This is a genomic window from Lacticaseibacillus suilingensis, from assembly GCF_016861845.1.
GTDB classification, from domain to species: domain Bacteria; phylum Bacillota; class Bacilli; order Lactobacillales; family Lactobacillaceae; genus Lacticaseibacillus; species Lacticaseibacillus suilingensis.
Map to the genome: position 1 here is coordinate 1 of NZ_BOLV01000033.1, position 11,914 is coordinate 11,914.

The following is an 11,914-nucleotide window of genomic DNA, read 5'->3' on the forward strand; positions in this document are numbered from 1 at the left end:
TCGCCGAGTGGTGTCAATTTTAGCACCGAGTGGGGTAAAAAAATCGCCGGGTTGGGCAATTGGCTTCGCCGCCTTCATCATATCAACGAGCTTTGGCAAATCGATACGACGCATGGTCCATTTATTTTAGCTGGTGGACGTAAGCGAAAAGTCTACATTGTGGGGATCATTGATGATGCCTCACGGTACTTGGTCGGCTGGGGTATGTACTTTGAAGACAACGCCGTGAACGTGCAAATGACCCTCAAGCAGGCAGTCGCTACATATGGGAAGCCGCGGCAACTGTACGCAGATAATGGTAAGCCCTATGTGAACAAGCAATTAGCTTTGATCTGTGCAGAACTTGGAATTGGGATTCGCCATGCGGCGGTCTATCATGGCAATCAAAAAGGTAAGATCGAGCGATGGTTTGGTGTTATGAAGCAGCAATGGATGGCCGATATCAACTATGATGAGTATCAGTCCATAGATGCCCTTCGGGTTGAGTTTGCCAAGTACGTCCGTGATCGAAATAATCAGATCAATCGCAGCCTTGGCGAGCGCGTGACGCCAATGGATCGCTTCTGTGAGGAACCAGACGCAATTCATAAAGTACCGACATCGGTTTTGGATACTGCATTTTTGCATCGAGACATCCGCAAAGTCGCCAACGATGGCACGATCAAACTAGCTGGAAAGCAGTATGAAACTGGGCGTGCAACGATTGGTGCGTCAGTAACGGTGCGCTACCAGCCGGATTTGTCCAAGGTCTATCTTGAATGGGAAGAAACCCTTAGCGAAATCTATCCCGTCAACAAAGTGGACAATGCGCACATCAAACGTGAACAAGTACGAATGGCGGAGGATTAATAGATGGACTATTTGGTTTACTATGGCATGACGCATAATCCGTTTGATAAAACCGCACCGAAGGTGATCGAGACAGTTGACTTCAAGGAATTAAATGTTCGCTTAAAGTATCTGACAGATGTGTTAGGCATCGGTTTAGTCACGGGACGACCAGGTGCTGGCAAGACGGTAATTTTGCGAGAGTATGCGCGTCGCCTAAATACGAATCAATATCGAGTCGTATACTTGCCTCTGAGCACTGTCAGTGTCAGTGACTTCTACAGTCAGCTCGCCGTTTCAATTGGCATTGAACCAGCATTTCGTAAATCAGCAAAATTTCGCCAAATTCAGGAACGGATTCTTGAGCTGCATGATGTTGAACATGTCACACCGGTGTTTATCTTGGATGAAGCCCAGTACCTGAGCGGCCTGATCTACAATGAGCTTGTACTACTTACGAATTTTGGCATGGACGCTGAAAATAAGTGCATCGTAATCCTGGCAGGATTGCCGCAGCTCACTCAAATGCTTCAAAGGCCACAATTTGAAGCATTTCGTCAACGAATCACCATTAAGTATCAGGTCATGGGGCTTGAGTACGCGGAGTTTCACGAATATGTAAGTGAGAAGTTAAAAACCGCTGGTGTCTTAGATGAGCTGATCAATGAAGATGCATTGAAGACGATTTATTCAGCAACCGGTGGCAGTATTCGACGGCTAGATCAAATGATCACGAAGTGTTTGATCATCGGGGCTCAAGAAGAAAAACGGCAAATCGGAAACGAAGTCGTGCACAAAGCTAGCGCTGAGGTTGCACTAGCATAGCGCAGTGAGAAGGTCGGCATCTGTCGGCCTATTTCTATGGAAAGAAACGGTGGCTGGAATATATTGCAGGATTGGAATTGATAAATCGTCAAAACGCAAAATAATCCGGCGGGAAAGAGGCAAATCCCGCCGGATTATTTTGAATATTGGGCGCCGGAATATCGCGCCGCGCGACAGTCAATCTTGATCTGTAGCGCTTTGGTCGGTGCTTGGATTTGAGAATGCAGGGTTTTGTCAATCTTGATTTGGACGATTTCTGGTTTATCTGCCATATAAATACCTCACCATTTCGTTATGATGAGGTAAGGATACCGCCAGGCAACGGCGATTCATATTCGGTCTGTTATTGGGTGCTTACTTTACTCCTAATCATATTTTCAAGCGTTTGAAGAATTCCTTAAAGAATCGAGAAAACTCCGGATTACGATAAAAGAGTATGAAAAACATGATAGTTATTAAAAATCCGCCTAATACCACATAGACAGCAAGCTGAACAAAGCCTTTAGGAACAAATACGAGCTGGTATCCCGCCATAATTCCTATTGTTAATAGGTAACTAAATATGGACCACAATGTTTCAAAGATATACTCTTTTGCATTACGACGAAATCCAAACTTAAAGACCAAGTATGGCTCAAACCATGTGTTTATGAACAAGAACGAACTAATTGTACCAACTAACACAGCATCAATTCCAAGCCGGAAGTGAATGAGCAGTATTAGCGAGACAACTAGATTCATGATTGCTTCAATTACTGGTTTGTATCGTTGTTGCCAAAACAAACCATATGCTGAAATAAAGGTTCGTACAGAACCCTGATACATGGTTATCAAGAGATATATTGACATCAACAAGACTGTCGTCTTTGACAGCAAATATTTTGGACCAAGCCAATAGTTAATAAACGGATTTATAAATGTATATACTCCAATGCTCGCAAAAAAGCTTGCTGAAGAATTAATGAATAGATATTTTCGAAAAATCTTATATGCGTGGGAAGAACTAACATCAACGATAAGATTGCCAATGCTTGAGACAAGCGACCCTGTAGCCTGTTGCATTACACCCTTCACGGCATTTGTGATCATTGTATAATTTGAATAGATACCCACTGCAGTGAGACCAACAAAAGACGAGATAAGTAAATTATCCGATCCAAAAACCACAATTGATCCAATCTGCGACGAAATATTTCCAATTACGTTTCGCTTAAGTTGAGCCTTTGTGGAATTCGACACCTCTCCCGCTACAACACTAAAAATCTTCCGATAGCGTAAACTGACAATATGAGAAATACTAAAGTTCGATAAGATTGTCATACCAATCTGGATCAATAAGTATCCGTAATAACTCTTGAAAAACACAAGAGCCATTATTTGTAGTCCAGACGTTCCTAAATAAAATAGAAAGTCATTGATAATGGTAATGTAATTATGCTGGTCTGCATTTAGCAGAGATCGTTTGTAAGTAAAGAAATAGCTAAACACTGAATTGGCCAAAAAGAGTACATAATATGAGTAGAGGTGTGGGATAACACTATTCGAATTCACAAAATAATGAAGCACGGGTATCAAGCACAGGCCTGCAATACCGACTACAAGTCCAATTAAATCATAGGCTTTCCTGTACAAATTCAGTAAAGCATGAACTGCCGAATCATCGTGTTCTGCTAGAGGTCGATACAGCTCATAAATAATTGAAGTCCCAATTCCGAGTTCCGCTAATGACAAAAAACTTAAGACGTTAGTGAATAATCCATTCAATCCCAGGTACTCAGATCCCAGAGTATGGATAAAAAATGAACGTAATATGAAACCAATAATTGTGCGTCCTATGTATAAAGAAGCTGCCACAGAAGAATTCATTAGCGAGTAATGTGTTCTTGTCTTCACCCTTGCAGATCCAGCCTTTCCATCAGACATTTTATGTTCCGCTTTCGAGCATTAATTTGAAGCCTACACCAAATATTGATTCGAATATACATGTTGTTGTTAAATAGCCATCGACGAATCGGCTGGTCATTTTCTACGGATTGATTTTCGTTGTAAAAGTACTGAATACTGACGTAAGCTTGTTTAGCAAGCCAGTTTTGTGCACTCATTCCAGAAAATGGTAATAATCCGGCAATTGCAACCTTCTCATTTAAGTTTTCAACAATAAAATCAGCTGACAGAGTCTTGGAAATGTTACTCTTATGAAGGCGATAAGAGCCAATGTACTCACTCGAAAAGTATGCATTTCCAACTGTTAATGCGCGAAAATAGATTACAGTATCATTCAACATCTTGACATCAACCACTCGACTTTCTAAGAGTTTGAGCCTCTTGAAAACACAAGTAAATGTAGATTTCGGTTTAGTAATACCACCCATAAATTTCTTTAATAAGAGTCTTCTCTCAATCAAACCTTGTCGATTTAACGATCCAGATTTGCTATATGAGCCGGTTTCCTCATCAAATGTATACGCATTAAATGCGATGAACGCAACTGACTCGTCAACATCACTGAATAATTTCAACGACTTCTTGAAGAAGTTATTATCAGTATAAAAATCGTCGTCATCCATAAATATAACGTACGGTGCACGCGCCATCTCTAAACCAAATTTTCTACAATAACCTGGTCCAGAGTTATTAGAGTTCACGTGATATAAAACCCTAACATCATCCATTTCATCAATCCACTGGCCATTGATACTTTTAGGGTCATCATCTACTACGATGATTTCAAAGGATTCTTCGTTTTGCTGTAAAATAGAATTAATTGCCTGTTTCAAGTAGTCTTTCCGACGAAACGTCGGAATAATTATACTTAATTTTGGGAAACTATTCGTAGTCAAGCCGATTTTTCTCCATTCGTCTAATTAGTGGCTGTTGAATTAGGCCACCATATTCTCCAGTTTCGTCGTACATTTATATCTTATTTGATAGACCTCACCCTCATATTCCACCGAAATCAAAATTGGTATAGCAAATACCCTTAGAAGGGTCAATGCATTGCTCAATACCAGCGCTTGATCGATCTTCACTGCTAGTGATTCCGCGGTTCGAGTGTTCACCAAATTAAGCCCTACCGATCCCTTCAGGAAGGCAAAGCGACGTTCGATCGCACCACGACGATTTTCTGCATCGGTGTCTTCTCGCCGCTGTTCGGCCGTGACATGCTTAGGCTTTGCGCCAAGCTTTGGACCACAAATCTTGATGCCTAGGTCCTTACACAATTTGAGATTCGCACGATTACGGTACAGCGTGTCCGCCAACACTTCGTCGGGATACTCGCCATGTAAGTCGTAGTAGTGATCCAGTGTCTCCTCAAAGTCACCACTTTCAACGAAGGCTTTGAAGTCGAAACGCTCAAGATCAATGATTCCTTCACTCAATGAGCAGTCGATCTTGGCTCCAAACTCGACCTTAGCGTTGGCCTTACCGCGCTGAATAGGACGGATATAGGGCTGTTGGAGACTGACGATCCGGTCTTCGACGTGATGGATCTTATTGGTGAACATGTACCATTGTTGGTCAAACAGGATTCGAATCACGCCTAATCGAACCGCTTGTTTCTCAGTCAACGTCGCGCCGGCATCAATGAATTCATTGATGAACCGCAAATCACGGCGAATGTATTGAAGCTGTGCTTTGGTCTGCTTACGAACGGAACCGCGTTGGCGTTTAGGGTGGCGAGAAAACGCCGTCCACACCTGCTTGGCTTCACGCTTGTGAGTACGTGGCGTATCCACTGAAAGCTGATGCGCCATGTCGTTAGCCATAGTTTCAAGGTTCAAACGCGCTTGATTGAGCAAAGTTGTGTCTTGTGGAAAGCGGATCTTCACTGGAACTGCCGTGGCATCAGTGATCATCACGTTGACATTGAACCCAGCAATCGCTTCGATTTTAGCGCGAAGCCAATCATTGATGATGTTGCGAATAAGTTCCGAAAGGTCGGCGATCCGTTTGCGGAAATGACACAGACTAGAATAGCTGAACGGCGCTACCGGTTTGTACTCAGACAAGCCGATGAAGTACTGATAAGCCGGTGTGTCACGGATGGCATCGACAACCCCACGATCCGTCAACTTCATGCGGTCTTGAATCAAACCAGCGCCATACATCATACGGAATGACTTCGCAGCACGCCCTGAATTCTTTGGAAATTCCAATTGGTATGCTTTATCCAGGTCTCTCCATGGGAAAATGTCCGCTAATTGAACCCACTCGTTATCGGGGCTAAGCGGTGTGCTCAGCCCGCAGCCAAACGATTCAAAGGACAATTGATGAGGACTTTGACGATAAACCATGGATAAAACCTCCGCGTGATTTCCATAAGTGCACGGGAAATGCCAGAATACCGGCAAAACCTACACAGTTATTATAGGACAATAACGCCCTGGAATCACTTAAATGAAGCAATTTCTATTTTTTAAACAGCCACTAATTATGATGTTCGACCTTATATTCTCTGAGGAAAGCATCAAAGTATTGAAATTGTTTACTCGATTCCGCAATTGCCTCATCAAGTTGACGTTCAGGTAATCTGTTAAAATCTTGAAGGCAAATCTTGTTTTCTAGAAATTCTTCTAAGTTGCATGTCTTCTGTTGTGGGAATATGTCCGCCACAACGTTCATGGTCTTTCGACTATAGGACACAATCAGTTGGGGTATTCCAATTAACCATCCAAGGATCATAGAATGGAATCGTGAAGAAACCAGGTAATCGGCCGTTTGCATCTCATGAATGATCTCTGAACTGGATGAATATTCAATGATCTGCACGTGTTGTCGCGAATATTCTGACAATCCAGAAACAATATCATGATTAAGTTTAAGATCTCCTTCGAATTCACAGAATGACAATAACTTGCACTCATAACCTTGATCAACATAGTTTGAAATTACATTTGACAACTGAATGATATACTCTGACCGATTAAGCCATTTCTTATCTCTCTCGCTTAACTTCCAAAAATCCACAAGCGAAAATGCAATTGTACTTATACCATGATTGCTTTTCAGATGATCACGTTTACCGAGATTAAATATTACATCTGGCTCAACCAAAACCTTATGATTACTCTTAAATAGTTGACCAGAATATGAATCGCGAAAAACAACACCATCAGTTTTGGCAAACAGTCTGTCATGGTTAGTCAGATAATCGTCGTCAAAATATGGGCCAAAATTACTTCCAATTATAAAGTACGGAATTTTCTTGTTGGCAAATGCAGCATGTAATCGTGACACTCGACTTTTCACACCATTCTGCATAAAAATTGAGCCACCAAGCTCAATGATTGCATCGTATTTGATTAAACTATCAATCATTGCGCCATGAGTGAGAAAGGATACTGCCTTCATCTTGAAGTCTTGAAAATCGTTCTGATCATGAATAACCAAATTTGTCAAATCCGAAAATACATCGGAAAATTGCGGCTGGATATTCGCATAAAAAGTAATAGCTGGATACCTTTTTGTTAGAACTTTCAGGAAAAGATCATCACCTACATTTTTCCTAAAGTAACCATGAACGTATACTTTGATAATCAAGCGCCTCCTCTTGTTGACTTCTCTAACAATCTGTATAACCATGAATACAGACCTGGCACATATTGAAACAAAAGCATCTGAAGCTTTCTCCTATTAGAATTCTCAACCTGGAAGATTTGATCACGATACCTGGCAATAATCTTTTGATTTGCAGCAGTTTCGGACTTCCGAATAATTTTTGAGGTTGCTTTTATATTCTCGATACTCAATATAAATATGGCCATTCTATAAATCAAATATTTTACTGAGTCTGGGCTCGTTTGTTTGACTACATTTATATAGTCCTGAAATGCTGAGACCACAGGTTTTGTTACTTGCGCATTCTTGATGTGGTTAACTCCATCAATCCTATAATTATATAGGTGTGCTGAACAATACCTTGCATTAATTGTCCTGTGTGCTGTAAACACGGCCAGATTAAAAACATAGTCCTCGCCAGCACGTAGTTCTTCAGGAAATCGTTGCTTCCCAACAAATGCCCTGGAGTAAAGCTTTCCCCACGGTGCAGCGTGGTCACTCGGACCAAACAAGATCTGCAAGCTTGAATCAAAATCTAATTCACAGAATCTGATTTGCTCCGTCCGATCACCCAGAACATTCGTAATCTCAAAATCAGAAGCAATATTTGCTTCGCAAAAAATCGCATCAGCGTGATCCATTGCTTTTAACAATGTCGATAGTGCATTCTGACAAAGTAAATCATCCGCATCGACAAACATTACATAACTACCGGTAGCCATATTTAAACCGATGTTTCTCGCCCTCGCCGGTCCAGACTGCGGTGAATCGGTGTTTAACTGAACAAACCTATGATCCTGAAGAGCATAATGCTTACTGATTTCGATGCTTTTGTCCTTAGATCCGTCGTCAATCATAAGTACCTCAAAATTCGAGTACGTCTGTCTTTGAATACTCGCCAAGCAATCGTTTAAATAAGTTTCAGCATTAAATATTGGAATAACAATCGAGACAGTTTCATGCTGCACATTGACTTGATAATTTTCTACCATAAGCATTCTACTCCATCAAGGGGATTAGTTGGTCAAATATAATACGGAACAACATTGGATACATTTCTAAAAAGTCTAAGAATTACGTATATCACTAAAAACAATAATACGAGGCTCTTAAACAACTTACTGGATAGATGAAAGAAGGAATTCTGTTTACTTTCAAAGAATGCCCCATAGAAATATATCATAGAGGGAACCCAGTAGTCTTGGATTCGAATGGCGGCTTGATTACCACCAAATGCAAAGAGCATGAGATAGACGAAATACATGTTGCACATAAACTTGTTTGCGCTCAAAAATTCGGAATCATAAGCTATGATAATAACAAGGAACATACATTGCGCAAAGATTGGAAGATACTCAATCAAGCCTTTACTCCCAGACGTGAAGAAGTCGTTCTCAATAAGACTATACTTCTGTACATAATGTGGAAATAAATATATGATTTTCGGAACAATTATATTTCCTATGTTCAGGAAATAGGAAATACTCATTATCGCAGATCCAAAAAGTACCACACGCGAATTTAGATTAATACTTCTACACAACAAAAACAGCACAGCAACATACGCGCTCGAATGAAATTGTGCGGCAAGGAACACAAAAAGTATGAACAAAATTTTTCTTTTCAAGCCAAATTGTTGTGTAAAGTCAAACATCCCTGAAAACGCGATACCGAGGTAAACAACACCAATTGCAGACATCTGACGGACCATATTAAATGACGTGAAGAACAAATACGAAAGTATAAGCATTGATTCGAATGTTGCTAGTGATAAACCTAATTTTCTGGATAGAATAAAGAAACCTGAAAAATAAAGAATAAAGGAGATTAACGAAACTATCCAAAACATTCCAAGCGACTTTGCAATGCTATAAATTACTAGATAGCCGTTCTCAATACCAAATCGCTTCAAAGCATCAGTTGAAAAATAGTAGAAGCTATGATACATGGGATAGTCAGTACCAACACCATATCCACGCATAAGATATATCGATAACAGTACGGCAACACTGAGAGCTCCTACGATATACAGCAAAGTTTTCTCGTTCACATTATTTTTTTGGCGTGAAGATTTTTCTAAGACTAGCAACAGAGAACCGATTGAACAACTTATGATAAAAAAATAAAGTAACATCTTGCCCTTTACCTACTCAATATTCTTTTTTGTTCATATCTAATTCTAGCAATTAGAGCGATTACAGTGTAGAGGTCTCGTTTAAACGAATATAATGCGATCTTTCTTGCAATTCCTACACTATCTCGCGAAGTAGACAACGAAAGCATCAACTGATACGCATCAGTAACTTTTAATCTGAGCGCCCTTGCTTTTCGTGACTTCCAACTGGCCTCACTTATTGGATTAAATATTGATCCAATAAGAATTGCCGACAATGCAATTTCAAACCTAGAAGACCAACTTCTCTTTAAATCCATTTTAGCGTTTGGCTCTATGTTGTCACTGTTTTCAATTTCCTTGTAAATTTTCATGAAACAATTAACAATTAATGTATCATTACGCTCGGATGGCGTAGTTGTAATCGAATTGCTTGTGTAACAATAGTGATACACGAAACAGTCTCGAAAAATGCAACTTGAGATAACCTTAAATAGTCTAAAATTAAATTCTAAGCCTTCCGCACCTTGGCTTAATTCGGGGTCATGAAAAACAGAGTTTTCCAGCAAAACCTCGCGTCGGATTAGTTTTCCAGGTGCATCATAAATGTGTGAGTCATAATTTAGAAGAAGTTGCAAGAGTTTCGATTTATCAGCTATGCGAAATATTTGCCCATCATAAAATGGGTATCGATAAAAAATTTGTTCTCGTGGATAGTCCTTTTGAATCTTTCCGATAACAACGTCAGGAAAATTATTATCCTTTGGATATAATTTCTCTAAAAAATCATTTGCAACCCAATCATCCGGGTCCACAAAAGTTACGTATCGTCCCGACGCGTTATGTACACCTGTATTTCTGGCTGCCGATAGACCAAGATTTTCCTGATGAATCACAAAAATTTTACCATTGAAATCATCATTGGAAATTCTATCACAAGCCCGAGCCGAAGCCTCATCAGATCCATCATCGACGAGGATAATCTCAAATCCAGAACACGTCTGATTTGTAATGGAGTCAACACATCTTCGGATCAACGTCTCCTCTATGTTAAAAACTGGAACAATAAAAGAAACTTTTACCGTTGTTTCATTACCCTCTAACTTTGTTTTATCCATTAAATATACACTCCAAGCAAGAAATATGTTCTGAAAATCAAGTTATATCAAGGGGATTAGTAAAGACACCGTCAAACTCTTAATAATTCTATTAAATAGATAAATAAATTACAGTTGCCTATGCACGTCTTGAGTGCCGTTCCTTACAGGCAAGACCACAAACGCCGGAAGTTCAGGAAGTGATATATTTCCAGCCGAAACGAGCTAATTTAACATGTCGTCAATAGATCTCATCAAGCCATAATATGTCGTTCAGTTAAACACGAAGAGTATATTTCTTCATATTCCTCGGACATCTTAATAGTATTATAGTGTTCAAGAATATCGAGATGCGCTTGATTAGCCAACTCAGATGCATCCGGCAACTCAGCGCTTTCGATAGCATGTACAAAGTCTTCAATATTTTCACAAACAAACCCATTTGTTTTATTTGTAATCACATCCCGATTTCCGACCACATCGCTTACAACACAAACACAGTTCAAATACATTGCCTCCAATAGAGAAATTGGTAATCCTTCCCAAAGTGAAGGCAACATAAAGACCTCTGCAGTGGACAACTCTTTAACCGCAGCTTCCCGATCCAGCCAGCCGGTGACCTTAATATTTGGCGCCGTAAGTTCATCTCGAAGTTCCCCATCACCAATCCAAACAAACTTATAGTCCGGTAGACGCTCCGCAATCTTGTTGAACAACAGCGGGTTCTTTTGGAAACAAACACGTCCAAGCGTTATCACTGATTTCGAGTTCGTTTTCATGTCCGACCGTGATCCCAGGATTTCATCAAGTTCCGTAGTATCAACCCCGTTAGAAATCAATTCGGCTTTGCTACTTAATTTTTTTGCCTCGGCATATTCGCCCGCACTACAGCCAATTGTCGTACAATTCCGCCACGCTGACATCCGTTCTACAAGCCAGTAAGCTGCTCTCTTAAAGCGACTTGCGTCTTCCATCAGGAAACTGTAACCGTGTGGCGTATAAAAAATTGGAATCTTATTTCCGTTTAATCCCCATCTTCCAAGAATACCTGCCTTACTCGAATGAAGGTGGATAATATCAGGGTCGACTTCTTTGACGATACGTCTCAATTCAAACAAAGCTAATAAATCTTCTTTGATTGAAATTGACCGTTGGAAGTGCTTGACCTCCAAAAAATGTACCTCTGTTGAAAAATGTTTCCTAAAGTCAATTGGCGTCTGTTTTCTTTTGCCAAATGCAATATAAATATCAAAATCATTGATTAGTGACTTCGATAACTCTTCGAGATACGTAAATACCCCTCCACCAAAAGCTTCTACAACCATCAATACCTTTTTTTTAGACATATTCTCCAATTTAATTCACCTTAATTCACCTTAATTCACCGAAAGCCAACGAACGTGGTGCTATTGATACCTCAATTTTCAAGTCAAGTGCAACGATGATAACGAATTCTTGATAGTGGTCTAGGCTGTTACGCCATGCATCGGTA

11 protein-coding genes are annotated in these 11,914 nt (G+C 40.2%); 2 read left to right on the plus strand and 9 right to left on the minus strand.

Annotated elements, in window-relative coordinates:
- Both JUF11_RS12360 and JUF11_RS12365 read left to right on the plus strand, forming a co-directional pair.
- A partial coding sequence (locus JUF11_RS12360; RefSeq protein WP_204119845.1) for a DDE-type integrase/transposase/recombinase occupies nucleotides 1-849 on the plus strand: 849 nt, incomplete at its 5' end.
- 3 nt (nucleotides 850-852) lie between these two features.
- Nucleotides 853-1,653 (plus strand): ExeA family protein, encoded by an 801-nt coding sequence (locus JUF11_RS12365; protein WP_204119846.1) that lies wholly within the window; start codon nucleotides 853-855, stop codon nucleotides 1,651-1,653.
- 134 nt (nucleotides 1,654-1,787) lie between these two features.
- Here the strand turns inward: JUF11_RS12365 and JUF11_RS12370 are convergent, their stop codons facing one another.
- From JUF11_RS12370 to JUF11_RS12410, 9 genes are all read right to left on the minus strand, one after another.
- Nucleotides 1,788-1,925: a hypothetical protein gene (locus JUF11_RS12370; protein ID WP_204119847.1), complete on the minus strand. Its 138-nt coding sequence runs from the start codon at nucleotides 1,923-1,925 to the stop codon at nucleotides 1,788-1,790.
- A gap of 97 nt (nucleotides 1,926-2,022) precedes the next feature.
- A complete protein-coding gene (locus JUF11_RS12375; protein ID WP_204119848.1) occupies nucleotides 2,023-3,576 on the minus strand; it encodes a lipopolysaccharide biosynthesis protein in 1,554 nt (517 codons plus the stop codon).
- Nucleotides 3,543-4,493, minus strand: a complete 951-nt coding sequence (locus JUF11_RS12380; protein ID WP_268886772.1) for a glycosyltransferase family 2 protein — start codon at nucleotides 4,491-4,493, stop codon at nucleotides 3,543-3,545. The genes JUF11_RS12375 and JUF11_RS12380 overlap by 34 nt, the downstream gene beginning before the upstream one ends.
- Before the next feature lie 39 nt (nucleotides 4,494-4,532).
- On the minus strand, nucleotides 4,533-5,948 hold the full coding sequence (locus JUF11_RS12385) for an IS5 family transposase (protein ID WP_204119850.1): 1,416 nt from the start codon (nucleotides 5,946-5,948) through the stop codon (nucleotides 4,533-4,535).
- Between the two features lie 133 nt (nucleotides 5,949-6,081).
- A complete protein-coding gene (locus JUF11_RS12390; RefSeq protein ID WP_204119851.1) occupies nucleotides 6,082-7,194 on the minus strand; it encodes a polysaccharide pyruvyl transferase family protein in 1,113 nt (370 codons plus the stop codon).
- Nucleotides 7,191-8,204, minus strand: coding sequence for a glycosyltransferase family 2 protein (locus tag JUF11_RS12395; RefSeq protein WP_204119852.1), 1,014 nt, complete (start codon nucleotides 8,202-8,204; stop codon nucleotides 7,191-7,193). The genes JUF11_RS12390 and JUF11_RS12395 overlap by 4 nt, the downstream gene beginning before the upstream one ends.
- A gap of 32 nt (nucleotides 8,205-8,236) precedes the next feature.
- On the minus strand, nucleotides 8,237-9,346 hold the full coding sequence (locus tag JUF11_RS13410; RefSeq protein ID WP_204119853.1) for an EpsG family protein: 1,110 nt from the start codon (nucleotides 9,344-9,346) through the stop codon (nucleotides 8,237-8,239).
- An 8-nt stretch (nucleotides 9,347-9,354) separates the two neighbouring features.
- Nucleotides 9,355-10,443, minus strand: coding sequence for a glycosyltransferase family 2 protein (locus JUF11_RS12405; RefSeq protein WP_204119854.1), 1,089 nt, complete (start codon nucleotides 10,441-10,443; stop codon nucleotides 9,355-9,357).
- A 233-nt stretch (nucleotides 10,444-10,676) separates the two neighbouring features.
- On the minus strand, nucleotides 10,677-11,768 hold the full coding sequence (locus JUF11_RS12410) for a glycosyltransferase (protein ID WP_204119855.1): 1,092 nt from the start codon (nucleotides 11,766-11,768) through the stop codon (nucleotides 10,677-10,679).
- Nucleotides 11,769-11,914: the final 146 nt, after the last annotated feature.

Coding starts and splice junctions, on each gene's coding strand:
- JUF11_RS13410 (WP_204119853.1), bottom strand. CDS start 9,346: ATGTTACTTTATTTTTTTATCATAAGTTGTTCAATCGGTTCTCTGTTG.
- JUF11_RS12385 (WP_204119850.1), bottom strand. CDS start 5,948: ATGGTTTATCGTCAAAGTCCTCATCAATTGTCCTTTGAATCGTTTGGC.
- JUF11_RS12405 (WP_204119854.1), bottom strand. CDS start 10,443: ATGGATAAAACAAAGTTAGAGGGTAATGAAACAACGGTAAAAGTTTCT.
- JUF11_RS12395 (WP_204119852.1), bottom strand. CDS start 8,204: ATGGTAGAAAATTATCAAGTCAATGTGCAGCATGAAACTGTCTCGATT.
- JUF11_RS12410 (WP_204119855.1), bottom strand. CDS start 11,768: ATGTCTAAAAAAAAGGTATTGATGGTTGTAGAAGCTTTTGGTGGAGGG.
- JUF11_RS12370 (WP_204119847.1), bottom strand. CDS start 1,925: ATGGCAGATAAACCAGAAATCGTCCAAATCAAGATTGACAAAACCCTG.
- JUF11_RS12365 (WP_204119846.1), top strand. CDS start 853: ATGGACTATTTGGTTTACTATGGCATGACGCATAATCCGTTTGATAAA.
- JUF11_RS12375 (WP_204119848.1), bottom strand. CDS start 3,576: ATGTCTGATGGAAAGGCTGGATCTGCAAGGGTGAAGACAAGAACACAT.